The organism is Kitasatospora sp. NPDC086009 (assembly GCF_044540385.1).
Lineage (GTDB): Bacteria > Actinomycetota > Actinomycetes > Streptomycetales > Streptomycetaceae > Kitasatospora.
Genome location: NZ_JBITSA010000030.1, coordinates 1 through 22,913, shown reverse-complemented (window position 1 = coordinate 22,913; position 22,913 = coordinate 1). Strand labels below are relative to the sequence as shown.

The 22,913-nt window shown below is 74.6% G+C and carries 23 protein-coding genes and 1 pseudogene; 10 read left to right on the top strand and 14 right to left on the bottom strand.

The features are described from left to right. Positions 1 to 38: 38 nt before the first annotated feature. Together ACIF6L_RS36810 and ACIF6L_RS36805 are read left to right on the top strand one after the other, a co-directional pair. Positions 39 to 200, top strand: a pseudogene (locus tag ACIF6L_RS36810) (DUF4232 domain-containing protein); the annotation flags it as partial. A 108-nt stretch (positions 201 to 308) separates the two neighbouring features. After that, positions 309 to 1,268: a helix-turn-helix domain-containing protein gene (locus tag ACIF6L_RS36805; protein ID WP_329491663.1), complete on the top strand. Its 960-nt coding sequence runs from the start codon at positions 309 to 311 to the stop codon at positions 1,266 to 1,268. A 37-nt stretch (positions 1,269 to 1,305) separates the two neighbouring features. Here the strand turns inward: ACIF6L_RS36805 and ACIF6L_RS36800 are convergent, their stop codons facing one another. Beyond that, the gene (locus tag ACIF6L_RS36800; protein ID WP_396491387.1) at positions 1,306 to 1,557 is read right to left on the bottom strand and encodes a hypothetical protein; all 252 of its coding nucleotides are present in this window, start codon (positions 1,555 to 1,557) and stop codon (positions 1,306 to 1,308) included. Positions 1,558 to 1,718: 161 nt separating this feature from the next. On the opposite strand from ACIF6L_RS36800, the gene gap reads away from it, so the two are divergent. Together gap and ACIF6L_RS36790 are read left to right on the top strand one after the other, a co-directional pair. Then, on the top strand, positions 1,719 to 2,717 hold the full coding sequence (gene gap / locus ACIF6L_RS36795; RefSeq protein ID WP_329491662.1) for a type I glyceraldehyde-3-phosphate dehydrogenase: 999 nt from the start codon (positions 1,719 to 1,721) through the stop codon (positions 2,715 to 2,717). A 483-nt stretch (positions 2,718 to 3,200) separates the two neighbouring features. Further along, positions 3,201 to 4,055 carry a PRC and DUF2382 domain-containing protein gene (locus ACIF6L_RS36790; RefSeq protein ID WP_396491386.1) on the top strand — a complete coding sequence of 285 codons (855 nt, stop codon included), beginning with the start codon at positions 3,201 to 3,203 and terminating at the stop codon, positions 4,053 to 4,055. Between the two features lie 163 nt (positions 4,056 to 4,218). Here the strand turns inward: ACIF6L_RS36790 and ACIF6L_RS36785 are convergent, their stop codons facing one another. From ACIF6L_RS36785 to ACIF6L_RS36765, 5 genes are all read right to left on the bottom strand, one after another. After that, complete coding sequence (locus tag ACIF6L_RS36785; RefSeq protein WP_396491385.1) at positions 4,219 to 4,974, bottom strand: DUF4232 domain-containing protein; 756 nt, start codon at positions 4,972 to 4,974, stop codon at positions 4,219 to 4,221. 286 nt (positions 4,975 to 5,260) lie between these two features. After that, positions 5,261 to 6,829 carry a hypothetical protein gene (locus ACIF6L_RS36780; protein ID WP_396491384.1) on the bottom strand — a complete coding sequence of 523 codons (1,569 nt, stop codon included), beginning with the start codon at positions 6,827 to 6,829 and terminating at the stop codon, positions 5,261 to 5,263. A 247-nt stretch (positions 6,830 to 7,076) separates the two neighbouring features. Further along, the gene (locus ACIF6L_RS36775; RefSeq protein WP_396491383.1) at positions 7,077 to 8,171 is read right to left on the bottom strand and encodes an NAD(P)-dependent alcohol dehydrogenase; all 1,095 of its coding nucleotides are present in this window, start codon (positions 8,169 to 8,171) and stop codon (positions 7,077 to 7,079) included. Beyond that, positions 8,168 to 9,571 (bottom strand): aldehyde dehydrogenase family protein, encoded by a 1,404-nt coding sequence (locus ACIF6L_RS36770; protein WP_396491420.1) that lies wholly within the window; start codon positions 9,569 to 9,571, stop codon positions 8,168 to 8,170. The genes ACIF6L_RS36775 and ACIF6L_RS36770 overlap by 4 nt, the downstream gene beginning before the upstream one ends. A gap of 11 nt (positions 9,572 to 9,582) precedes the next feature. Beyond that, positions 9,583 to 10,335, bottom strand: a complete 753-nt coding sequence (locus ACIF6L_RS36765) for a (5-formylfuran-3-yl)methyl phosphate synthase (RefSeq protein WP_359809551.1) — start codon at positions 10,333 to 10,335, stop codon at positions 9,583 to 9,585. A 596-nt stretch (positions 10,336 to 10,931) separates the two neighbouring features. Here ACIF6L_RS36765 and ACIF6L_RS36760 point away from each other — a divergent pair. Then, entirely contained in the window at positions 10,932 to 11,231 is a 300-nt protein-coding gene (locus tag ACIF6L_RS36760; protein ID WP_329491654.1) for a DUF4193 domain-containing protein, read from the top strand. Positions 11,232 to 11,359: 128 nt separating this feature from the next. Here the strand turns inward: ACIF6L_RS36760 and ACIF6L_RS36755 are convergent, their stop codons facing one another. Next, positions 11,360 to 11,497 carry a hypothetical protein gene (locus ACIF6L_RS36755; protein WP_396491382.1) on the bottom strand — a complete coding sequence of 46 codons (138 nt, stop codon included), beginning with the start codon at positions 11,495 to 11,497 and terminating at the stop codon, positions 11,360 to 11,362. 222 nt (positions 11,498 to 11,719) lie between these two features. Then, positions 11,720 to 13,039: a M23 family metallopeptidase gene (locus tag ACIF6L_RS36750; protein WP_396491381.1), complete on the bottom strand. Its 1,320-nt coding sequence runs from the start codon at positions 13,037 to 13,039 to the stop codon at positions 11,720 to 11,722. A gap of 465 nt (positions 13,040 to 13,504) precedes the next feature. Here ACIF6L_RS36750 and ACIF6L_RS36745 point away from each other — a divergent pair, with 465 nt between their 5' ends. Then, complete coding sequence (locus ACIF6L_RS36745) at positions 13,505 to 14,296, top strand: hypothetical protein (protein WP_396491380.1); 792 nt, start codon at positions 13,505 to 13,507, stop codon at positions 14,294 to 14,296. A 37-nt stretch (positions 14,297 to 14,333) separates the two neighbouring features. Here the strand turns inward: ACIF6L_RS36745 and ACIF6L_RS36740 are convergent, their stop codons facing one another. The 6 genes from ACIF6L_RS36740 to ACIF6L_RS36715 all read right to left on the bottom strand — a co-directional run bounded on the left by ACIF6L_RS36740 (position 14,334) and on the right by ACIF6L_RS36715 (position 20,181). After that, positions 14,334 to 15,425 carry a VWA domain-containing protein gene (locus ACIF6L_RS36740; protein ID WP_396491379.1) on the bottom strand — a complete coding sequence of 364 codons (1,092 nt, stop codon included), beginning with the start codon at positions 15,423 to 15,425 and terminating at the stop codon, positions 14,334 to 14,336. Positions 15,426 to 15,812: 387 nt separating this feature from the next. Further along, positions 15,813 to 16,259, bottom strand: a complete 447-nt coding sequence (locus ACIF6L_RS36735; protein WP_359839906.1) for a DUF1772 domain-containing protein — start codon at positions 16,257 to 16,259, stop codon at positions 15,813 to 15,815. Between the two features lie 151 nt (positions 16,260 to 16,410). Then, the gene (locus tag ACIF6L_RS36730) at positions 16,411 to 17,151 is read right to left on the bottom strand and encodes a class I SAM-dependent methyltransferase (protein WP_396491378.1); all 741 of its coding nucleotides are present in this window, start codon (positions 17,149 to 17,151) and stop codon (positions 16,411 to 16,413) included. Positions 17,152 to 17,441: 290 nt separating this feature from the next. Further along, a complete protein-coding gene (locus tag ACIF6L_RS36725; RefSeq protein ID WP_329491645.1) occupies positions 17,442 to 17,759 on the bottom strand; it encodes a hypothetical protein in 318 nt (105 codons plus the stop codon). Between the two features lie 270 nt (positions 17,760 to 18,029). Next, complete coding sequence (locus tag ACIF6L_RS36720) at positions 18,030 to 19,511, bottom strand: ATP-binding protein (RefSeq protein WP_396491377.1); 1,482 nt, start codon at positions 19,509 to 19,511, stop codon at positions 18,030 to 18,032. Further along, on the bottom strand, positions 19,504 to 20,181 hold the full coding sequence (locus ACIF6L_RS36715) for a response regulator transcription factor (RefSeq protein ID WP_396491376.1): 678 nt from the start codon (positions 20,179 to 20,181) through the stop codon (positions 19,504 to 19,506). The genes ACIF6L_RS36720 and ACIF6L_RS36715 overlap by 8 nt, the downstream gene beginning before the upstream one ends. Positions 20,182 to 20,322: 141 nt before the next feature. On the opposite strand from ACIF6L_RS36715, the gene ACIF6L_RS36710 reads away from it, so the two are divergent. The 4 genes from ACIF6L_RS36710 to ACIF6L_RS36695 all read left to right on the top strand — a co-directional run bounded on the left by ACIF6L_RS36710 (position 20,323) and on the right by ACIF6L_RS36695 (position 22,515). Next, positions 20,323 to 20,478 (top strand): hypothetical protein, encoded by a 156-nt coding sequence (locus ACIF6L_RS36710; protein ID WP_396491375.1) that lies wholly within the window; start codon positions 20,323 to 20,325, stop codon positions 20,476 to 20,478. Positions 20,479 to 20,588: 110 nt separating this feature from the next. Continuing rightward, positions 20,589 to 21,236: a DedA family protein gene (locus ACIF6L_RS36705; protein WP_396491419.1), complete on the top strand. Its 648-nt coding sequence runs from the start codon at positions 20,589 to 20,591 to the stop codon at positions 21,234 to 21,236. After that, entirely contained in the window at positions 21,233 to 21,850 is a 618-nt protein-coding gene (locus ACIF6L_RS36700) for a phosphatase PAP2 family protein (RefSeq protein ID WP_396491374.1), read from the top strand. Before ACIF6L_RS36705 ends, ACIF6L_RS36700 begins: the two co-directional genes overlap by 4 nt. After that, positions 21,835 to 22,515 (top strand): phosphatase PAP2 family protein, encoded by a 681-nt coding sequence (locus ACIF6L_RS36695; protein ID WP_396491373.1) that lies wholly within the window; start codon positions 21,835 to 21,837, stop codon positions 22,513 to 22,515. The genes ACIF6L_RS36700 and ACIF6L_RS36695 overlap by 16 nt, the downstream gene beginning before the upstream one ends. The last annotated feature ends 398 nt before the right edge of the window (positions 22,516 to 22,913 follow it).

Sequence of the window (22,913 nt, the reverse complement as noted above, 5' to 3'; positions counted from 1 at the left end):
GGGCGAGGGTGCGTGGCGGGGGCGAGGGTGCGTGGCGGGACGGGCGCGGCTCGGGCGTTCGCGTCACCGGGCTGGTCGTGACCCCGCCGGACGAGACGAAGCCGGTCACCCTCACCTGGCCGGGCACCGGCGCCCTGCCCGTCACGGACGGCGGCGGCTCCCCGGTGAAGGTCGGCCCGATCGGAAGCGCCGGCCAGGGCAACCGACGCACCCGCCGGGCGCACCGCCGAAGGCCGTCCGGCCGGTGCGCCGCCGGCCGGCCCGCGTCCGGGGCCGACCGGGGTCACGGCTCCACGTAACCTCTTCCTGTGCCCGACTCCCGCCTGCTTCGCGTCGCCGTCCTCGTCCTGGAGGGCGCGAAACCGCTCGATGTCGGCATTCCCGCCCAGGTCTTCACGACCCGCGCGAGCATGCCGTACGAGGTGCGGGTGTGCGGGGCCGCGCCCGGTCCGGTGACCGGCGGTGACGGCCTGTCGTACCTCGTCGCCCATGGCCTCGACGCGCTGGCGTGGGCCGACATCGTCTTCGTCCCCGGGTACCGGTTCCCGGGCCGCGACGACCCGCCGCGGGCCGTCGTGGACGCGCTGATCGCCGCCCACCACCGGGGCGCGCGGCTCGCCGCCATCTCGACGGGCGCCTTCGCGCTCGCCGCCACGGGCCTGCTCGACGGCAAGCGCGCCACGACGCACTGGCACTACGCGCGGGCCCTCGCGGCGAAGCACCCGCTCGTCCAGGTCGACGAGAACGTCCTGTTCGTCGACGAGGGCAGCGTCCTGACGTCCGCCGGCGCGGCCTCGGGCATCGACCTGTGCCTGCACATCCTGCGCGGCGACCTCGGGGTGGCCGCGTCGAACCACGCCGCCCGTCGCCTGGTCGCCGCCCCCTACCGCAGCGGCGGCCAGGCGCAGTACGTGCCGCGCAGTGTGCCCGAGCCACTCGGCGAGCGGTTCGCCGCCACCCGCGAGTGGGCGCTGCACCGGCTCGGCGAGCCCCTCACCCTCGAACTGCTCGCCCGGCACGCCGCGGTGTCGCCGCGCACCTTCTCGCGGCGCTTCGTCGACGACACGGGGTACACCCCGATGGAGTGGGTCATGCGGGCCCGCCTGGACCGGGCCCGTGAGCTGCTGGAACGCTCCGAGCGGCACATCGAGCAGATCGCCGCCGACGTCGGTCTGGGCACCGGTGCCAATCTGCGGCTGCACTTCCGTCGCATCCTCGGCACGACGCCGAGCGAGTACCGGCGCACCTTCACGGCCCAGCAGTCCTAGAAGCAGCCCGGGCCGTTCCGCGCGGGGTGTTCCGGGTCTACGGCGTCCCGGCCGGGGGCGGGCCGGAGGCTCCGACGGCCTTGGCGCAACGCGTGGCGAGGTGCGCGAACGCGCTCCCGCGTTCGGGCGGGCCGACGACCTCGATGTCGGCGTCGAAGCTGCCCAGGGCGGCGGCCAGGCCGGTCCAGGACCAGGATCCGAGGACGAGTCGGCAGCGGTCGGGGCCGAGCGCTTCGACGATCCCGTCCCGGGCGAAGCCGGCGACGGTGGGGGCGGGGAGGCCGAGCACGACCTCGCCTCGTCGCCTTCCTGGACGACGGCCGGGGCCCGCTCGGATCACCTTCGAGGACGGGTGAGCTGGCGTGATCCTTTTGAACCGTGGCAATCACGCCGCTGTCGTGAGCGGGCGCCGTACGCGAGATTTGGTGGTGAACCGAAGGGACACCACTCATGACGCGCATCGCCATCAACGGATTCGGCCGCATCGGACGCAATGTGCTGCGTGCGCTGCTGGAACGTGACAGCGACCTGGAAATCATCGCGGTCAACGACCTCACGGAGCCCGCCATCCTCGCGCGGCTGCTCGCCTACGACACGACGGCCGGCCGGCTCGGCCGCCCGGTGACCGTCGACGGAAACGCCCTCGTCGTCGACGGCCGTCGCATCACGGTGCTCGCCGAGCGTGAACCCGCGCAGCTGCCGTGGGCCGAACTCGGCGTGGACATCGTGCTGGAGGCGACCGGTCGCTTCACCTCGGCCGGGGCCGCCCGCGCCCACCTCGCCGCCGGCGCGAAGAAGGTCCTGGTCAGCGCACCGTCGGACGGTGCCGATGTGACGCTGGCGTACGGGGTCAACACCGACGCCTACGACCCGGCCGCGCACACGATCGTCTCGAACGCCTCCTGCACGACCAACGCCCTCGCGCCACTGGCCGCGGTGCTCGACGACCTCGCCGGCATCGAGCACGGCTTCATGACGACGGTGCACGCCTACACGCAGGAGCAGAACCTGCAGGACGGCCCGCACCGCGACGCCCGCCGGGCCCGTGCCGCCGCCGTCAACATCGTGCCGACCACGACCGGCGCCGCCAAGGCGATCGGCCTCGTACTGCCGAACCTGGACGGCAAGCTGTCGGGCGACTCGATCCGCGTGCCGGTGCCGGTGGGCTCGATCGTCGAACTCAACACCACCGTCACCCGCGACGTGACGCGCGACGAGGTCCTCGCCGCGTACCGCGCCGCGGCGCAGGGGCCGCTCGCCGGCATCCTCGAGTACTCGGACGACCCGCTCGTGTCGTCCGACATCACGGGCAATCCGGCCTCGTCCATCTTCGACTCGGCCCTGACCCGCGTCGACGGCCGGCACGTCAAGGTGGTCGCCTGGTACGACAACGAGTGGGGCTTCTCCAACCGCGTGATCGATACGCTCCAGCTCCTCGCCGCCAACTGACGGCAAGTCAGCTACCGCGGAACGCTCGACCGGGATCTCCCGGTCGAGCGTTCCGCACGCGCGCACCCGACAAGCAGCGGACGAACCGGCCGGGCCTCGGCGTGCGCACGTTGACCGCGAGCAGCCGTTCCAGCTCCTCCTCGGTGAGCTGCCCGACAACGCCACACCGCCGGCCTCGGCGACCGGCTCCGGAGGGTGACGGGCACCGACCCCGGCGGTGGGCCGAACGGGTGAACCGCAAGCCCGCCCGGCGTCGACCACCCGCCACCCACCGTGTCGCCGACACCACGGGTACCCCCCGTTCACGGGCCCCGCTCGCCGGCATCGGCCACACTCCGTCGCCACCCGGCCGCAACCCCATCCGGGCCGTGGCGCAAGCGGGTTCACGACGCCGGTGACGCTGAGCGAACGTCATGCGGGAGGCCGTTTCGGCTCGGCCCCGATGGCAAGGCGCTCCTCAGACCCATGGAGGAGGCGTAACTGATGATCACCGAACAGCAGATCCGTACCGTCCTCGACCACCCGGTCCACGATGCCGACGGCCACCGCATCGGCAAGGCCGACCACCTGTTCCTCGACGACATGACGGGCAAGCCGGAGTGGGTGAGCGTCAAGACCGGATGGTTCGGGACGAGCGAGTCGTTCGTCCCGATCCGCGATGCCCGGATCGTCGACGACCACCTCGAAGTGCCCTACCCGAAGGCCACCGTCAAGGACGCGCCCAACGTCGACGTCGACGGCGGCAACCACCTCTCCGCCCAGGAGGAGCACCGTCTGTACGACCACTACGGCATCGCCTGGGACAACGCCTGGCACGAGGCCAACCAGCCCGGCGACGGCGGGTGGGCCCACTCCGGGGAGCGGACCGCGGCCACCGGCGCGGCAGGCGCTGCCGCCGCCACCGCGGGTACGGGCGCCCGGGCGGGTACCGCGGCCGACCAGGACGACGCGATGACCCGCTCCGAGGAACGGATGACCGTCGGGACCGAACGCCACGAGGCCGGCCGCGCCCGCCTGCGCAAGTACGTCGTGGAGGAGGAGCAGCAGCGGACCGTACCGGTGCGCCACGAGGAGGTCCGCGTCGAACGCGAGCCGATCACCGAGGCCAACCGGGACGCCGCACTCGCCGGTGAGCCCATCGGCGAGGCCGAGCACGAGGTCGTGCTGCACGAGGAACGGCCGGTGGTCCGGACCGAGGCCGTGCCGGTGGAACGGGTGCGGCTGACCACCGAGGAGCTCGTCGAGCAGGAGACCGTGACCGGCACGGTCCGCAAGGAGCGGATCGAGGCGGAGCTGCCCGAGGACCCGCCCGCGACGGGCAAGGACCGGCGCCGCTGAGCCACCGGCGCCGCCGAGCGCGGTACCGGTGTCCGGACGGGCACGGGAGCAGAACGCGCGGGCGGGCACGGCAGGGGTCGCCAGGACCCCGGCCGTGCCCGCCCGCCCTCCCCCGAGCCGGGCCGAGCCGAGCCGAGCAGCCGGGCCGAGCCGGGCGGGTCGGCTAGTTGGGGGCGGCGGCCATCGAGGTGACCGCCTCCGCCACGCTGGACCGGTAGATGCCCATCTGCGGGTTCAGGACCCGTGCGCCGTTGCCGAGCGGGAAGTTCCGGGTGTTGGCGAGCGGCATGTTGGTGTCATCGTCGTCGACCAGCACGTTGAGCTCGTTGATGCCGGGGACGGTACCCGTGGTGGCACCGCTCGGGTCGAGGTCGATCACCGCGTAGGCGCTCTGGCCCGCCGGGACGGCGAACCGCGCCGTGCCGCTCGCGAGCACCGGCTTGATGTTCTTGCTCCGGTCGGCGGCGGTGGAGTTGCCCAGGTCGACCCCCGGGGTGGAGCTCAGGCTGCAGGCGGCCGTACCGCTGTTGCGTACCTCGATCACCCACTGGGTCGGGGCCCCGGCCCGGGCCGTCGCGTGGATCGCCAGGCTGTCGATGGCGCACGGGCGGGCGGCGGCGCCGGCACTCCCGCCGTCGGGCCGGGTGCCGCTCGACGGGCTCACCCCGGACGGCGTGTGCGACGCCGCTCCGGTGGCCGGCGCGCTCGTCCTGGGCGCACCGGTGGCACCGGGCGCCGAGGGGGCACCGGTGGCCGGCGCGCCCGTCGCGGAGGGCGTCACGGCCACCGCGGTGGTCGCGGGCGCCGTCGAGCCGCCGGCCGCGTCGGTGTTGTCGGGCCCGCAGGCGGTCAACGCGAGACCCGCCCCGGCGACGAGCACGACGGAGGCGAGCAGCGGACGGCGGCGGCGGACGAACATGGTGGCTCCCCGATGGTGGCGCGTACTGAACTGTGTTCGGACACACCACAGGACGACCGGCCGACCGCGAATGGTGGCATGCACAGCGTCACAATCATGAGGACAGGACGGCGACGGAACCGTGACATTCGGTCGGGTACAACGCAGTTGACAGGGCGCCACCTCTCGGCAGCCCAACCCACCCTTCCGGTGGGGGCGGACCGGCCCGCCCCCACCGCACGGCCCACCGCCGTCCGCGCTCCGAGGTCCGAGGTCCGAGCGGTGGCGCCGGTCAGTCCTCCCGGCCCTACCCCTGTCCCTGGCCCCGGCCCTGGTCGTCGCCGTCGCCGTGGTGCCCGGTGGTGCGGGCGTAGACCTGGTAGTCGGTGTGTTCCGGGCCGCCGGGGCCGGTCAGCAGATTGCCGCTGGTCGAGCCGAACACCACCGTGTCGCCGCGGGCGTCAACGGCCGGGTCGACCGACGATCCGTTGCCGAGCGAGCCGTCCGGTGCGGTGGAGACCCGCTCGGTGCGGCCGGTGCGCAGGTCGTGGCGGTAGACGTCCCAGCCCGCGTGCTGCGGGCCCGCCACCAGGTTGTCGGCGGCGGAGGAGTAGTACACCCAGCGGTTGTCGGCGGTGATCCGGCCGTGGTCGGAGGAGCCGACCGAGGCGGTGCCGGGAAGGCCACCGCTGATCTTCGTGACGGTGCCCTTCCCGAGGTCCCGGACGTACAGCACGGTGTGGTACCGGTGGCCGTTGGTCGACCCGCCGGGCTCGGGCAGGGCGTAGATCGCGCGCCGCCCGTCGGGGCTGATCGTCGCGTCGAAGCTCGCGTAGCCGAGCGTGCCGTCGGGGGCGAGGCTGGCGGCGGAGATCCGGCCGGACGCCACGTCGTACGTGTAGTAGACGCCGGTCGTCGGCCGGGCCAGACCGGGCCGGGCGCCGCGGGGGAGGTCCGCGCCGCTGCCTGGGGCGAGTTCCACGTCGGCGGCGGGACCGGCGGCGCCGGCCGCGGGCGCGGGGGTTCGGTCGGCGGGGGTCTGGTCGGCGGGGCTCTGGTCGGCGGGCAGCAGGTTGCCTGCCAGTGAGGTGAAGCCGACGGTGCGGCCGTCCGCGCTGATCGTCGGGTTGAGGGACATGCTGTCGCCCGGCTTGCCGTCCACGCCGCGGGTCACCAGGCGGGTCTTCCCCGTCCAGCGGTCGGTGACGTAGATGTTGTAGTCCCAGGTGTAGGGCCTGGCCAGCGAGGCGCCGTCGCCCTGGGGGGCCGGGACGAGGTCGGTCCGGCTGGAGACGAACGCCACGTAGCGGCCGTTCGCGCTGACGGAGGGCGCGTACGAGGCGTGGAACCGGTCGGTGTCGGTGCTGACCGGTCCGCCGCTGACCAGTTCGGTGCGGCCGGTGCGGCGGTCCCGGACGTACACCTCGGTGCGTCCCGGGACCGGCAGGCCGGGGACCACGTTCACCGCGTCGCTCTCGAAGGCGACGTAGCGGCCGTCGGCGTTGATCGCGGCGTAGTCGGTGAAGCCGTCCAGCGCGTTGTCGTCGTCGGACAGGTTGACCCGCTCGGTGCGGCCGGTCGCCAGGTCGCGGACGTAGGCGTCGCGTCCGCTCTTCGCGGGCTGGGAGACCAGGTTGGTCGCCCATGAGGTGAAGAGCGCGTAGCGGCCGTCGGCACTGATCTGCCGGTTCCAGGACTGGTCGTCCGGCCCGGCGCCGTTCACCCCGACGCTGACCTGGACGGTGCCGCGCGCCGCCGGACGGGCCTGGGCGGGCACGGCGGTAACGGCGGTCACGGCGAGTACGGCCGCCGCCGCGAGGACGCTGCCGCCGCCGGCCAGCCACCGGTTGCGGGTGGTGCGGGTGGTACGTGCCATGGGTCTGTCCCTTCCCCTGGTGATCGCCCGGCCGGGCTCCCTCCCGGCAGCGGGCTCCCGACGAGCCAATCGTCGGGAGGCACGGCGGTCAACGGTCCCGGGGGATCCCGGCGGAAGATACGCCAACGAACGTATCCCGCGCGGGGGCGCGAAGCGGTACGTACTCCGCGCGGCGGCACCTCTCCCCCGCGGCGGCGCGCATCCCGCGCGGAGCGGCGAGCCGGTGCGGAGGCACCCGCTCGGCGGCTCACCCGGCCGGGATCAGCACGGGCTTGACCACGCGCCCCTCGTCACAGTCGCGCTCGGCCTCGTTGACCGCGGCGAGCGGATACGTCCGGATCAGCTGGTCGAAGGGGAACCGCCCGGCCTGCCACAGTGCGGTCAGCCTCGGCACCAGCAGCCCCGGCACCGCGTCCCCTTCGCAGAGGTGGGAGATCCGCCGGCCCCGGTCCAGTGCCCCCGGTTCGATCGCCAGCGCGCCGCTCAGCCGGGCCACCAGTGCGAGGTGTCCGGTCGGGCGCAGCGCCAGGAGCGCGTCGTTGATCAGCCGGACGGAGCCGGTGGTGTCCAGCGCGTACCGGGCGCCGCCGTCGGTCAGGCGCCGGATGCGGCCGGGCAGGTCGGCCGAGGTGGCGGGCAGCGGGACGGCGCCGAACCGTTCGGCGAGGGCGAGCCGTTCGGTGTACCGGTCGACGGCCACGGTGACGGCGCCGGCGGCGGTGGCCGCCATCACCGCGGCCAGGCCCACCGCTCCGGCGCCGAAGACCGCGACGGTGTCGCCCGGACCGGCCGCGAAGGTGTTCAGGACCGCTCCGGCGCCGGTGAGGAAGCCGCAGCCGAGCGGTCCGAGCAGTTCGACCGGCAGTGCGGGGTCGACCCGGACGGCGTTGCGGGCCAGGACCACCGCGTACTCGGCGAACGAGGACTGGCCGAACCACCGGGGAGCCAGTCCTCCCCCGGCCGCGTCGGTGAACCGCGCGGCGTGCTCCGTGCGCCCGCCGAAGAGGTTGAGCGCGGCGAAGGAGTCGCAGTAGGCGGGGGCCGCGCCCCGGCAGTTGCGGCAGTGGCCGCAGGAGTCGAAGCTCAGCACGACGTGGTCCCCGACGTGCAGGCCGGTGTCCGGGCCGGCCGTCTCCACCACGACTCCCGCCCCCTCGTGGCCGAGGACGGCCGGCAGCGGTGAGCGGCCCGCCGAACGCCGGACGGCGAGGTCCGTCCGGCACATTCCGCAGCCCGCGATCCTCACCAGGACCTCGCCGTCGGCCGGGCCCGTCCCCAGGGCCACCTCCTCGACCGTGAACGGCCCCTGGTGGGAGCGCAGGACCGCCGCGCGGAACCTCACCCTTCCTCCGGGCGGTGCACGACGAACGGCCTGAGGTTCCCGTAGAGCCCCCACGGCCCGCCCGCGACGCCGACCCCGCTCTCCTTGATGCCCGCGAAGGGCTGGGCGAGGGAGAGCTCGGCGTGGTGGTTGATCCAGGCCGTCCCGCACTCCAGCCGGTCGGCCACCGCCTCGGCGCGGTCGAGGTCCGTCCCCCAGACCGAACCGCCCAGACCGAAGCCGGTGTCGTTGGCCGCCGCGACGGCCTCGTCGACGCTCCGGTAGGCCAGCACCGGCAGGACCGGTCCGAACTGCTCCTGCGTCACCACCGGGCTGTCCGGCGGGACATCGGTGAGGACCGTCGGGGCGAAGAAGTGGCCCGGCCGGTCCAGCCGGTGGCCGCCGGCGGCGGCCCGGGCGCCGTCCGCCAGGGCCCGGGCCGTGTAGTGCTCGACGCGGGCCAGTTGGGGGGCGTTGTTGAGCGGCCCCAGCTGGGTGCCCGGGTCGAGCCCGGGGCCGACGACGGCGGCCCTGGCGCGCTGCGCGAGGGCCTCGACCACCTGGTCGCGGAGCCGGGCCGGGGCGTAGACGCGCTTGACCGCCATGCACACCTGCCCGCAGTTGCGGAACGCCGCCCAGAACAGCCGGTCCGCGATCCGCTCGACGTCCACGTCCTCCAGCAGGATCGCGGCGTCGTTGCCGCCCAGCTCCAGGGTGACCCGGGCCAGCGAGGGCGCCGCGCCCGCCGCGACGGCCCGGCCGGTCGGGATCGACCCGGTGAAGCTCACGTGCCGGATCCCCGGGTGGGAGACGAGCCGGGCACCGAGCGGTTCGAGCCCGGTGACGATCGTCAGGACGCCCTCGGGGAGCGCGCCGGCGAGGACGGACCCCAGCAGCCGGGTGGCGAGGGGAGTGAACGGGGAGGGCTTGAGGACCACCGTGTTGCCCGCCGCGAGCGCGGGCGCGAACTTCGCCGCCGCGAGCTGGAGGGGGAAGTTCCACGGCACGATCGCCGCCACCGGCCCGAGCGACCGCCAGCGGACCTCGCTGCGGACCGGCCGGCCGTCGTCGATCGGCCGGGGCACGGGGGCGAGCCCGGCGAAGTAGCGCAGTCGGGCCGCCGTACGGGCGACCTCGGCGGACGACTCGGCGAGGGGTTTGCCCTGTTCACGGGTGAGCAGCGGGGCCAGCTCGGCGCCGGCCGCCTCCACCGCGTCGGCCGCCGCGAGCAGCGCGCGGGTGCGGGCGGCCGGGTCGGCCCGCCAGCCGCGCCAGGCCTGGTGGGCCCGGCCGACGACGGTGTCGAGTTCCTCGGGCCGCTGGTCGGGAGCCTCGTCGAAGGCCTCGCCCGTCGCCGGGTCGAGGACGGCGAAGTGCTCGCCGCGTGGGCCCGGCGAGCGCCGGGGCACGGGTGTCGGCAGCATGCCGGCAGTCAGCTCTGCGCGACGGCGGCCGCGTGCTCGCGGGCGTGCCGGTCCATCTCGGCCCGGAAGGCGGCCACCAGGTGCGGCCGGATCCTGCCCACCGTGCGGTCGCCGCCCTCGCAGACCGCCCCGCGCACCCCGACGATGTCGGTCCCGATCCGGGTCAGCTCGCCGAGGTCGCCGAGTCGGACGCTGCCCGCGAGGGCCGCGAGCAGCCCGGCCTCGTGGGCGAGGCGGACGAACTCCGCGCACGCGTCCGGCGGGACGTGGTCGAACAGCCGACTCCCGTCCTTGATCGCGGTGTCGAGCATGGCCGCGTCGGAGCCGGAGCGGAGGGCGATGTCGGGCAGGGCGAGCGGGTTGACGCAACCGATCCGGTGGGCGTCCGCGTAGCCCGAGGCGACGACGAAGGCGTCCGGCCGGTAGTCCTTCACCGCCCGGACCACCCCGCGCATGACCTCGACGGCCTGGTCCGGGGTCGTGCACCCGTAGAGGCCGACCTTGATGTACGTGGCTCCGGAGACCGCCGCTCCGAGCGCCGCCTGCGCGACCGTCCCCGGCTTGTACGGGACGTCGCCGACGGTGGCGGAGACCGGCTTGTCCGCCGGGACGGCGTCGCGGATCTCCCGGATCACCCACGGGAAGTTCGCGCCGAGCGAGCCCTCGTCGGGCTTCTTGACGTCGACGATGTCGAGGTGCTCCGCGGCCTTCGCGCAGTCGAGGGCCTCCTCGACGCTGTCCGGGGAGATGAGAAGCAACACGGTGGGCCCCTTCCGCCGCAGGTCCGCCTGCCCGGGGGCAGGTGGGCGGAGTCGCCCGGATCACGTGCGGTCCGCTCATCATCGCGGCGGCCCCCGGACGTCGGTAGAGCGCACGGAGCGCGAACGGGTCGTTGGGACGGCGCGCCCGGCGCACCGTGCGCCGTCCGCGCCCTCCGCGCCGACGCGAGCCGGCCGTACCGCGTGAACCGGCCGGGCCGTCCGGCCGGGCCGCCGGGGTGCGCCGGCCGGGGCGGCGCGGGCCCGGCGGTCGTGGTCGGGGGCGCGGCCGCCGTACAGTACCGGGACGACCCGCAGCTTCGTCACCGTCCTGGTGGCACGCGATCGCGGTCGGGGGTGCGGACGGCGGATCCCGGCGGACTTCATGGCATGATCAACACCCGCGTCGGACGCGAGTGGACGCCTGCCATCCCCGCCCCGCCCCCGACCGCCCCGACCGGCCGCACGCACCGCCGCCCCCACCAGGCCTCCGACCACCCGAGGGCCGGGCCGCCAGCCCTGCCCAGCGGACCACCGCGGCCGCCACCAGGCACGTCGCACACGGCGTAAACTTCAACCACGACGACAAGGGACCATCTGTGGCAACCGACTACGACGCCCCCCGCAAGACCGACGACGACGGGTCGCACGACAGCATCGAGGAGCTGAAGACCCGCCGCACCGACACCTCCTCCGGCGCCATCGACGCCGTCGACCAGCTCGAATCGACGGACGGTGTCCAGCTGCCCGGCGCGGACCTCTCGGGCGAGGAACTCACCGTCACCGTGCAGCCGATGCTGTCCGACGAGTTCACCTGCGTGAACTGCTTCCTGGTGCACCACCGCAGCCGTCTCTCGCGCATGAAGAACGGCCGCCCCCTCTGCGTCGACTGCGACTGACCGACGGCCGCCGGCCCGCGACCGCGGCTGGACGACGACCGCGACCGGCCGACGACGGCGACCGGGGGCCGGGGCCGCGGTACCGCCGCCCCGGTCCGGTTCCGGCAGGCGACTGCCGGAACCGCCCGTCACGCGGGTACCGGGGCCGGCACGATCCAGAGCTCGCCCGGGCCGTTGACCACGGCGGACCGCAGCCGCACGGGCGGCGGGCCCTCCGGAGCCAGGACGGCGTCCGGGTAGGAGCCGAAGAACCCGGACAGAGCCACTTCGGCCTCCAGGCGTGCCAGCGGGGCGCCGAGGCAGACGTGCGGGCCGTGGCCGCCGCACGGAGCCGGCCTCGTTCGCCCGGCGGACGGTCCCGTCCGTACCCCGCGCGAGGCCTACCGGGCACCGGCCCGCGGACGTCGCCCCACGCCTTCGCCGCGGCGCTCCGGACGCCGCCGTGGCCCGCCACCCCGGGTACGGGGTGGCGGGCCACGGGCCGGCGGTCAGAACTCGAGCACCTGGCGGTCGAGCGGGTACGCGGAGCGGTGCGGGCCGTCGTAGGGCGAAGGGTCGATCGGCAGCACGCCGGTCGGCTGCAGCCCCAGGTTGTCGTCCCAGATCCGGGGCGCGACATGGCCGAGCACCCGGAACTCCCGGAAGGTGAACGGCGGGCTGTCGGTCGGGAAGAACTCCGCCGTGGTCATCACCTGGAAGTGCAGGTGCGGGGTGGTGGAGTTGCCGCTGTTGCCGATCAGCCCGAGGACCTGGCCGGGTTCGACGCAGTCGCCCGCCCGGACCCGGAGCGATCCCGGCTGGAGGTGTGCGTAGAGCAGGTACCGGCCGGGGGCGACCTCCAGGGTGATGTGGTTGCCCACGGTGTCCTCGATCGGCGGTACCGCGGGCGGGTACGGCGGCGGGTTGTCCGGGACGCCGTCCTGGACCTCCACCACCCGGCCGCCGGCAGCGGCGAGAACCGGCTGACGATAGGTCAGATAGCTGGTGAGCTGCCCCGGATCGCCCTCCCAGGTCTGCCCGTCGCCGCCCACCCGGTACCAGTCGATCGCGAAGCGCTGCGGAACGTAGAACGCGCCGTTGATCGGGGCGAGTCCGCGCCGGTGGTGGGTGTTGTCACAACACGACTCGCTGGCGTACCAGCTGCCCGGGCGGACCGGCGGCAGCAGGTCCGGCGGCGCCGTACGGGCGGTCCGGGTGGGCTGCACCGTCTCCTCGAAGGGCGAGGAGCCCGACGCGGACAGGACGGCCCCCACCAGGTGGTGCTCCACCACCTCGGGGACCGGCTCGCCCGGGGCGAGCGCCAGGTCGATCCAGAGCACCCACTGCTGCGAGCCCGGGATCACCGTCTCCGCCGGTGGCTCGGGCGGCGGCGCGGCACCGCGGCCGCCGTCGGCCGCCGGGTCGCGCGGGCGGTCGCCGACCGCGCCCGGCAGCGGGTCACCGACGGGATTGGCCGCCGCGCCCAGCGCCGACCCGCTCAGCGAGCCGACGACGCGCTTGGTGGCGGCGTCCTGGACGTCCACGCGGTCCAGCCGCACCGCGAGGCTGGTGGACAGCGCGTTGGTGGTGAGCAGTTCGTAGGAGAGGTGGACCTTCCCGTCCGAGGCGTCGAACGGCGCGGGCTCGGTCATCACCGCCGCGGTCAAGGGGGTGAACTGCGTGCCCGGTGCGAGGGCGGGCCGTCCGGCCGCGTGGCCGGGCGTGCCCGCCGCGGCCAGCACGACGGCTCCCAGGACGGCGGCGGCGAGGCGGCGCAGGAGGGGCCGGCCGCCGATGCGGCCGCCGGCTGCTGGGTCCGGGTCGGTCATGGGGTTCCCGGTTCGTCGTTGGAGCCGGTCCGTCCGAGACGGACGGCGGCGCGCCCCATCGGCTGGGGCGCATGCCCATGTAAGGCGATGCCGGTCCGGCTCCGCCCGACGCCGGTGCCGACCCCTGGCGAAGACCACCCGTCCGGTCGACACCGGAGCCGAGGGGCCGGCTCCGGGTCGCCGCCTGCCGCTCGCGGGAGCGGCCACGGTGCGACGGTGCGACCGCCATGGTCTGAGGACGGCAGGCGCGCGCGGAGGAATCCGCGCGCGCCTGCCCGGGAGCACCCTCTACGATCGTCGGGTCCGCCGGCCGGTACGCCATGGGTCCGGGGGGCCGCCGGACCGTGGTCGAGGCAGAACGGGGGTGCCTTGGTGAGGTGGCGACGGCGCACGAGGACCGGCACGGGCCCCGAGCCCGTGACGACGGCCGAGGCCGTCCCGCTCCCCGAGGAGCGTCCCGTGGCGGTGGCGGCACATCAGTGGAGCCATCGCTGGGGGCCCTGGGCCGAGCAGTGGCAGGACTGGCTGCGCCGCTCCCCCGTCGGGGTCGACCTGCTGGTGTGGTGGCGGGACGAGGGGGGCGACCTGCTCGCCCTCGTCGGGCCGCAGCGCTACCTCCAGCGGCTGGCCGAGCTGCTGTCCCGCGCCTCACCGCGGGACGTGGCGGCCCTGGGGATCGGGTGCACCCGCCGCATCGACCGGCCGTGCCGCGATCCGGGGACGTGCGGCCAGGACCGGGCCGACGACGACCCGACCGCCGCACCCCGGCACCGCACGGGTCCGGTTCCGGGCGCCTGCAGCGGATTCAAGGACTGCTGGAGCGCGTACGGGATCGACGTCGAGTTCACCGCCGACGACCGGCACCGCGCCGTGCACCTCCGGGACCCGTCGGACCACTCCAGGACGGACGTCTGGGTGGACGGCGTCCGGGTGGCGGACGGGATCACGCTGGACAGCTCGGGCTACTGGGTGGACGGACGGTACTACGTGGTCCAGGCCGAGGGCCCGCAGGACCACCCCGAGCAGAGCCACACGATGGGACACCTCTGCTGCACCGTCCTGTCGCTGGTCGTCCACGACGCCGAGCTGGCCACCACCCGGATCCTCGTGCCCCGGGCCACCGAGGCGTGGACCGATCCCGAACTGGGCCGGGACGGCGACACCTTGTGCGTCTACCCGAGCCGCGGGGCCCGTGCGGCCGGGCGAGCGGACCGCGTCCTCCCCGTCGAGCCGCTGCCGCCCTCGCCGTCGCGCTGACCGTGGCGGAGGGGGGCGGCCGGACCGCGGGTGCCCGTCACAGCATGACGAGCAGCTTGGTGCCCGTCACCAACTTGCGGTTCACCGAGGTCGACTGGACGAACACGGTGTACGACGGGTTGTCACCCGGCTTCACCGTGGCCTCCGCCGACGGCAGGCCCAGGAGCCGGCGGGCCGCCGGACCGGAGAACACCCTGCCCGTCATCCGGCCGGTGGCCGGGTCCTTCTCGGCCACCGCGAGCTGCTTCGAGCCCTGGATCTTCTCCCGCTTGGACAACTCGTAGTAGGCGCAGCCGGTCTTGTAGAGGTGCCCGGCGCCGGTGACGAAGTCGCGGATCGGCATCGCCTCGTCGACCGGGACCAGGATGTACTTGCCGGCGTCCAGGGCGTCGAGATTGGCCGTCACATCGGCGGTGCTCAAGTCCTGGCCCATCGCGAACAGGTTCCTGGTGCCGCGCACACCCTTCTCGCGGCCCCGCAGGAAGCTCGTGGCGGCCGACTTGACGGTGCCGATCGCCTCCTCGACGCCCTTGCTGGAGTCCGCGTCCCAGATCGCGATGTTGCCCGCGGGGAAGCCGTACTCCTGAGCGGTGCGCTTGGCCAGCGAGTTCGGGACCAGGATCGCCGACGTCCAGTGGTCGGGGAGGTCGTCCATGGCCTTCTGGATGCGGCTCAGCCACGTGCTCAGCACCGTGCTGCCCCGGCCGCCGTTCATCTGGGTGTGCATCCGGCCGTTCTGCGAGAACCCGGAGGCGTTCTCCTCACCGTCGGTGACGACGACCTGGAGGAAGGAGTGCTCCCCGTACCCCTCCCAGATGTTCTTCAGGTCGTCGACGGACTTCACGGCCGCCTCGATCAGCGCCGTCGCACCGCCGTTGACCTTGTAGAGACCGCGCAGCGACGGCAGGTGCTTGACGTCCATGTCCCACACCAGGTTCTCCACCTCGTGGTCGAACGCGTAGAGGCTGATGCGGGTCTCGTGACCGAGCCGGTCGGACTCCTCCTGAAGGCCCTTCACGAATTCGTCCACCACGCGAACAAGCTGCGCCGCGTGCTGGCGCATCGAACCGGAATTGTCGACCACCAGGGAAACGTGGTTGACCTTGTGCTTGATCCTGTTCGCAGACATTCTTCTACCCCTTGTCCCAACGCGCTCGCGACGCCTTCCGGCGCCCCCTCCAACGTTGGTTCCACACTACGGTGAGGCACTGACAATCCGCCCTGACCTGGGGCTTCACCGCCCACTGACGACCCGTCGGATTCGCCTGCCCGAGGACGGGAAACCGGAATGCGGCGGCGGCCACGGGTCGGACGAATCACCACTCGTCGCCCGGCGGTCACCCGAATTCGGAATACCGCACCCGCCGCCGTCCGGCGCGGATTTCCTCACCGTCGACCTCGCCCCGCTCCCGAACGCGGACCGCGACCCGGCCCAGCGGTCACCCGCCCGGTCCGGACGCGCAGAACGCCCGCCGGGACCAGGCCCGCCGGACGCTGCTGGAGAGGTGCCGGGCCCTCAGACGAGGGCGATGACCAGGAGGAGGAACGCGGTCACGATGACGGCCACCCGCAGGTAGTGGAGGCGGTCCCAGCGGCCGAGCTGCTCCCGCCAGTCCGCCGGGGCGCTCTCCGGTGTCCAGTGCGCCGCCCGGGAGTTGATCGGCACGAGCAGGGCGACCGACATCACCACGCTGAGGACGAGCAGCCCGGCGGCCGTGGCGACCAGCCCCGCCCCGGCGTCCCCCCAGGTCACGGCGGACCACGCCACGCCGAGCACCACCGACCCGATGTACCAGAACGGCATCACCCGCCCGAGCAGCCGGGCCCCCTCGCTGCGGGCGGCGAGTCCGCCGTTGTGCGGCAGCCCGTCGACGATCGGGTTGACGAAGACCGCCACCGCGAACTCCACACCCACCAGCAGGCCGACGACCACGACCGTGACGACGGCCAGTGCGTTCTGCATGTTCCCTCCCCAAGTTCGGACCCGACGCCTTCTAGCGCCGCTAGGTCATGGGGCAATGCTAGAGGTGTCGCCGCTCGTATGTCTAGCGCCGCTAGCCTCCAAGGTGCGGCGGGTCGTCCCGGCCTCCTTCTCCCCGGGACGTCCCCCGACCTCAGCCGCCCGCCGGACCGCCCCCGGCCGCCGCGACCACGTACCAGTGGGCCGGCAGCGCGACCCGGGAGCCGTCCGGGTGGTGTTCGCTCATCGCGAGGTCCGTCCCGCCCTCGTCGAGGATCTCCAACCCGGCGCCGCGCAGCAGCCCGGGCATCTCCCCCGGCGTGACCTCGGCCGGGCGCAGGTCGTGCTTGCGGACCTGGCGGAGCTTCTCCGGCGGCCCACCCGGCCGTTCGGCGACCTGCTGGAGCACCGTCTTGGCGGCGGCGGTCGGCTCGACCACGAAGCCCCGGCCGCGCCGGCCGAGCAGCAGGGCCACAGCGGCCGCGACCGGTGGCCGGTCCGCCGGTTCGCTCTGGTGGAGCACCGCCCGCAGGTAGACGTTGGCGTCACCGAGCCGGTCACCGAGGCGCCGTACCCCCGCCAGGTCGGTGAGGTCGAGCTGCTCGAACTCGGCCACCGCGTCGCGGTCCGCCCGACGGGCGTGTGCCACGGCCGAGGCGGACAGGTCGACGCCCACCGCCCGGGGGAACCGTCCGGCCAGATAGCGGGTCTGGGTGCCGTTGCCGCACCCGAGGTCGACGATCGGCAGCGTGCGGTCGGCGTGGCTCGCGAACAGGGCGGTGTGCGGGGCGGCCGTCAGCGCCGGATCCGCGTCCCAGAACGGCTCGCCCGGCTCACCCGTGTTCTCCGCCCAGAACCCCTCCCACGCGCGTACGTAGCGCTCCGAATCACTCATCAGCTGGTCTCTCCCTGGGTCGTGGCAGCGGTGACAGCCTCCATACCGGCCCCTGCGGCGGCGGAAACCGGCCGACCGAAACCTTCACCCCACGTTCGACCCCGCACCGGCGAAACCACCCGATCGGTGACTCCCGGGCGGGCGAAGGCGCCGGACGAAGGCGGCGGCCGACGGGGCCGCCGCGTTTCGGGACGTCCGTGTTCACCGCTGCGGAACCGAACACCGACCGCCCCGTTGTCGTCCACGGACGTGGACGACAACGGGGCGGAAGCCGGACCCCGGGGGGCGGATCAGCCGACGTCGATGCCGGTGACCGCCGGGGTGCCCATGCCCACCGCGTCCGCCTCGTACCCGGCCGCCGCGAAGGCCCGCCTGGTGAGGTCCAGGGCCGCCTCACCGGCGGCCGTGCGGTCGGCCGCCTCGACCTCCAGGCGCAGCACGAACGTCCCCTCCGGCTCGTCCAGGGTCAGCACATCGAGGTCGGGGACCTCCTCCGTACCGACCTCCTCGGGATCGGCGCCGCGCACGACGGCCAGCAGGGTACGGCGAGCGGAGTCCTCGACCGGTCGCTGGACTGTTCCGGGAATGGTGATCACATAGCTGCCCATGCCCTACGTGTCACCCGAGCCCGGCGTCGCAAACCTCGGCGGGGCCGTGCGCCCCCCGGATGTCCCGTGCCCGATGTTTCCTCCCAGTTCAGAGGCATGATCATCCACCCAGGTCGGCAGTCGGCAGGACTCCCGGCAGTTCCGACCACTGGGGCGGGCGGCCACGCGCCTCGCGCGCGCGGCACCGAGGCTCATCGCCCGCGCCGGCCGGAGATCGTCCGGTCGCGGCGCCAGCTGGAGGGGTCTGCCGCCGGCCGGCCTTCGGGGCGGCTACGCAGGCCGTCGTGCCTTGGGCTCCGGGCTCGCGTCGGGCAGCCGGGTGCGGAACGTGGTGGTGTCCGGTGTGTCGAGGACGGTGAGGGTGCCGCCGTGGACGGTGGCGATGTCACGTGCGATGGACAGGCCGAGGCCGGAGCCGCCGTCGTCGCGGCTGCGGGCGTCGTCGAGGCGGGTGAACCGCTCGAAGATCCGCTCCCGGTCGGCGGGGTCGATCCGGGGGCCGTCGTTGCTCACGTCCAGAACGGCGTACCCGGTGGCGCTGTCCTCGAACAGGCGCACGGTGACGCGGTGTCGGGCGTGGCGCCGGGCGTTGTCGAGGAGGTTGGTCAGCAGGCGCCCGAGCCACAGGGCGTTGCCCGTGACGGTGATCTCGTCCGGGGCGTCGAGGACGACCGGGTGGGGCTCGGGTCCGTAGGCCCGGGCGGTGGTGCGGACGAGTTCGGTGAGGCGGACCGGCTCGTCGGGGTGGTGGTGGCCGCCGGCGTCGAGACGGGCCAGGAGCAGGAGGTCGGTGGCGAGCGACTGGAGCCGTTCGGTGTCCTGGAGCGCGCCGGCCACCAGGTCGGCGCGCACCTCGGCGTCGGGGTGGGTGAGCGCCACCTCCAGCTGGGTCCGCAGCACGGCGAGAGGGCTGCGGAGCTCGTGGGAGGCGTCGGCGATGAAGCGGCGCTGTCGGGTGCCGGCCGCCTCCAGGCGTTCGAGCATGGCGTTCATGGTGCCGGCGAGGCGGGCGATCTCGTCGTCACTGCGTGGGTCGGGAACGCGCCGGTCGAGGTCGCGGTCGCCGATGGCGGCCACCTCGGCGCGGATCGCCTCGACCGGCCGCAGGGCGCGGCCGGTCGCCCGCCAGGTGAGGGCGCCGACGGTGAGCAGCAGGACGGTGCTCAGGGCGGCGAGGGCGCCCGTGGTGAGGTCCTCGGCGGCGTCCGCGGTGCGCAGGGAGGCCCCGACATGGACGGTGGCGGGCCCGGTGGGGGTGGCGGCGGTGACCGTGGTGACGCGCTGGTGGTGCTCGTCGCCCAGGGCGCCGAGGTTGAAGGTGTCGTGGCCCTCCCGGTGGCCGGCGGGGGTGAGGGCCGGGTGGCCTGCCAGGTTCTGGCTGGCCGCGACCACCCTGCCGTTCGCGTCGACGACCTGGATGAAGTCGGTGCCGTGGTCGAGCGGCAGGGGGTTGCCGAGGTGCCCGTCGGTGGCGAGCCGGGCGACGACCTGGGCCTGTTCGCGGGCGCCGGTCTCCACGGTGCGTTCCAGGTTGACGCGCAGCAGGAGGATGACGGCGGCCGAGGCGACGGCGAGGACGACGGCGACGCTGAGGCAGGCGGCGGCGGTGGTCCGGGTGCGGACCGAGCGCGGGGCCAGGCGGTCCAGGAGGGCCACCGTGCGGGGGTGGCCGAGGAGCCTGCCGAGGGCGGTGCGTGCCCGGCGGTAGGCGGCGGGCCGGCGGGGTGCGGGGCCGGCGGTCGGGTCAGCCACCGTCGGCCGCCAGGCGGTAGCCGGTGCCGCGGACCGTCTGCACCGAGGCCCTGCCGAAGGGGGTGTCGATCTTGCGGCGCAGCGCGCTGACGTGCACCTCGACGGTGTTGGGGTCGCTGTCGAGGGCGCTGTCCCAGACGGCGTCGAGGATCTCGCGCTTGGAGACGGCCTCGCCGGCCCGGCGGGCGAGGTGGTCCAGGACGGCGAACTCGCGGGGTGTGAGCGCGATGGCGGTGCCGGACCGGGTGCAGGTACGGGCGGCGGAGTCGACCACGAGGTCGCCCAGGACGGTGCGCCGGGGTGCGCGGCTGCCGATCCGGCGGGCGAGGGCCTTGAGGCGGGCGACGAGGACGACGAAGGAGAACGGCTTGGACAGGTAGTCGTCGGCTCCGGTGTCCAGGGCTTCGGCCTCGTCCCACTCGCCGTCCTTGGCGGTCAGCATCAGGATGCCGGCGTCGCTGCCGGCGGCCCGCAGCCGCGCGCACACCCGGTACCCGTTGAGACCGGGCAGCATGATGTCGAGCACGATCACGTCGTAGGCCTGGTCCATGGCCTTGGCCAGGCCCGAGAGGCCGTCGTGGGTGATGTCGACGGTGAACCCCTCGGCGGTCAGCCCGTGCTGCAGCGCCAGGGCCAGTCGGCGCTCGTCCTCCACCACCAGTACTCGCATGCCCCCAGGGTGGCAGGTCCGCGGACCGGGCGGCTGAAGGTGCCTTCAGGTCTTCAGCTGTCCTTCAGCAACGCCCGGTCATGCTGGCCGTACCGTCCGGGCGCAGGTCCCGGGCCTTGTCACAGGATCGGGGTGGGCGCAGTGAGCGAGCCCAGAGGCGGGACGCGGTCGCCGCAGGAGCCGGGCGGCGGCCGGGGCCGGCAGGCCGTGGTCCTCGGCCCGGACGGTGTCCGGCACCGGGTGACCGTCGACGGGGCCACCGGCACGGTCACCGGCAACGCGGTCCTGGGCGGCTGATCCCCCGGGTCGGCGCGGCCGGGCCGCGCGCGGAGACACCGCAACCGCGCTCCGGCCGCGGCCGCCCCGACCGGCTCGAACAGCTCCCTCTGGAAAGGCGCAACCCCGTGATGCTCTCCTCATCCGCCCTGCTGGCCGTCAATCCGCTGGACGCGAGTTCCCTTCTCGGCGCGTTCGGCGCCCTGGGCATCGCCGTGGTCCTCTTCGCGGAGACCGGTCTGCTGATCGGCTTCTTCCTGCCGGGTGACTCCCTGCTGTTCACCGCGGGCCTGCTGTGCACCACCGGCTCGCACAGCGGACCGCACCTCGACCTGGCCCAGGTCCTGAGCGCGTCCGCCGTCGGGGCCCTCGCGGGTGCCCAGGTCGGCTACGTCATCGGGCGGCGCGGTGGCAGCGCGCTGCTCGCCCGCTCCCGCAACAGACGGTTGCACGAGGGAGCTCTGCGGGCCGAGGAACTCCTCACCCGCTACGGCCACGGCAAGGCCGTGGTCCTCGCCCGGTTCGTCCCCGTGGTCCGCACCGTGCTCAACCCGTTGGCCGGAGCCCTGGGGGTCGACCTCCGCACCTTCACGATCTGGCAGACCGTGGGTGGCCTCGTCTGGACCCTCGGTCTCGTCCTGGCGGGCTACGCGCTCGGCTCGTCGGTGCCCGATGTCGACCACTACCTCCTGCCGATCGTCGGCGTCGTCATCGCGGTCTCCCTGCTGCCCCTCGTGCTCGAAGTCCTCCGCTCGCGCCGCCGCCGGGAAGCCCGATGACGGCCGCCGCCACCGCGCTCGCCCTCGACGGCCGCCCGATCGACGCCGGCCTGTACCTGCGCGCCGACCACTGGGCCCAGCACCTTCCCGCTCCCGCCCGGGAGGTGATCACCGCGTTCTCCGCCTACGGGCTGGGACTTCTGGCCGTCCTGTTGCTCTGGGCCTGGTGGCGCGCCCGCGCCGACGACGGCGCCACCATGGCCCGGGCTCTCGGCGCGCCGCTGGTGGTCACCGCCGTGTTCGCCGCCGACACCGTCCTCAAGACCCTGCTGCACGAGCCACGGCCGTGCCGGGTCCTCGACGCCGGCACCACGCTGGAGGCGTGCCCCGGCACCGGGGACTGGTCGCTGCCGAGCAACCACACCGTCATCGTGTTCGCCGGCGCCGCCGTACTGTGGCAGGTCAGCCGCCGCATCGGCGCGCTCGCGCTGCTCCTGGCCGCCGCGATGGGCGCCTCCCGGGTGCTGGTCGGCGTCCACTACCCGCACGATGTCGCGTTGGGCGCGCTGGTGGGCGTCTGCGCCGGATACGGGCTCGGCCTCCTGGCCGGGCGGGGCGGGGGCGTGGTGGACCGGGCCCGGTCGGGCGGCGCGCACCGATGGCTCACCGCGTGACCGGCCGCCGCCGGCCCGCCGTCCTCGCCGGGAGCTGGGCGGCGTTCGCCGTGCTGGCGGCCGTACTCGCCGCGCACGACTGGGCACCCTTCCCGTTCGAACGGACCGGCGTCGACTGGAGCGTCGCGCACCGCCCGCCCGTCGCCGAGACGGTGGCCCTCGCCGTCACCTCGCTCGGCACGGGCGTCGCGCCCTACCTCCTGGTGCTGGCCGCGGGCCTCGTCACGCTGCGCGCCTCCCCCGCCGCCCGGTCCCGCCGTGCGACCGCCGGGACCGTGCTCGCCCCCGTGCTCTGCCTGGCCGCGGGCCAGTTGCTGCGCCAGGGCCTGATGCACGCCTTCGGCCGCCCCCGGCCGCCGCGGACCGACTGGGCGTTCACCGCCTCCGGATTCGCCTTCCCGTCCGGACACGCCTTCACCTCCGCGCTCTGCGCGGGCCTGCTCGCCCTCGCCGTCGCCCGCGCCCACCCCCGGGCGGCCCGGGCCGCCGTCGTGACCGCGGCCCTGTTCGCGGGCTCGATCGGCCTCAGCCGTATCTACCTCGGGGTGCACTGGCCCCTGGACGTCCTCGGCGCCTGGCTCCTCGCCGCCGGCTGCCTGGCCGCCGCCTCGATCGTCCCGCGTCCCCCGACGCGATCCAGGGCTCCCGCGCCCGAAGTCCCGTAGCGGCCGGCCCAGCCTGCGCACGGCTCGACGGGAAACCCGGCCGTGCCGCGGTCTCACACCCCTGCCGCACCGCTCGGACGGCGACCGCCCCCGGCCCGGCCGGGTCGCCCGGTCCGGCCTCCTGATCCACCGAGGTCCCGCGCTTCCCCCGGAGCGCGGGGCCTCGGTCGCACCCGCGGGGAGCCGGTCTCCGGTTCCCCGCCTCGGTCGGCCACGGACGCGCACCTGGTCCGGCCCGGCCGACCGACGGCCGTTCGGGCCCCGGAGGCCGAACGAGGATCCGACGACGCGGACGCTCCGGGAACGGCGGTGGGGGGGGGCCGGGGGGGGGGGGGGCCGGGCGGGGGGGGGGGGGGGGGGGGGGGGGGGGGGGGGGGCCGCCGGGCGGGGGGGGGGGC

What these genes read in the sequence shown, in the direction of transcription:
- ACIF6L_RS36750 (WP_396491381.1), bottom strand. Translation starts at nt 13,039, where the DNA reads ATGACCGACCCGGACCCAGCAGCCGGCGGCCGCATCGGCGGCCGGCCC.
- ACIF6L_RS36785 (WP_396491385.1), bottom strand. Translation starts at nt 4,974, where the DNA reads ATGTTCGTCCGCCGCCGCCGTCCGCTGCTCGCCTCCGTCGTGCTCGTC.
- ACIF6L_RS36780 (WP_396491384.1), bottom strand. Translation starts at nt 6,829, where the DNA reads ATGGCACGTACCACCCGCACCACCCGCAACCGGTGGCTGGCCGGCGGC.
- ACIF6L_RS36790 (WP_396491386.1), top strand. Translation starts at nt 3,201, where the DNA reads ATGATCACCGAACAGCAGATCCGTACCGTCCTCGACCACCCGGTCCAC.
- ACIF6L_RS36730 (WP_396491378.1), bottom strand. Translation starts at nt 17,151, where the DNA reads ATGAGTGATTCGGAGCGCTACGTACGCGCGTGGGAGGGGTTCTGGGCG.
- ACIF6L_RS36725 (WP_329491645.1), bottom strand. Translation starts at nt 17,759, where the DNA reads ATGGGCAGCTATGTGATCACCATTCCCGGAACAGTCCAGCGACCGGTC.
- gap (WP_329491662.1), top strand. Translation starts at nt 1,719, where the DNA reads ATGACGCGCATCGCCATCAACGGATTCGGCCGCATCGGACGCAATGTG.
- ACIF6L_RS36740 (WP_396491379.1), bottom strand. Translation starts at nt 15,425, where the DNA reads ATGTCTGCGAACAGGATCAAGCACAAGGTCAACCACGTTTCCCTGGTG.
- ACIF6L_RS36700 (WP_396491374.1), top strand. Translation starts at nt 21,233, where the DNA reads ATGACGGCCGCCGCCACCGCGCTCGCCCTCGACGGCCGCCCGATCGAC.
- ACIF6L_RS36735 (WP_359839906.1), bottom strand. Translation starts at nt 16,259, where the DNA reads ATGCAGAACGCACTGGCCGTCGTCACGGTCGTGGTCGTCGGCCTGCTG.
- ACIF6L_RS36705 (WP_396491419.1), top strand. Translation starts at nt 20,589, where the DNA reads ATGCTCTCCTCATCCGCCCTGCTGGCCGTCAATCCGCTGGACGCGAGT.
- ACIF6L_RS36695 (WP_396491373.1), top strand. Translation starts at nt 21,835, where the DNA reads ATGGCTCACCGCGTGACCGGCCGCCGCCGGCCCGCCGTCCTCGCCGGG.
- ACIF6L_RS36715 (WP_396491376.1), bottom strand. Translation starts at nt 20,181, where the DNA reads ATGCGAGTACTGGTGGTGGAGGACGAGCGCCGACTGGCCCTGGCGCTG.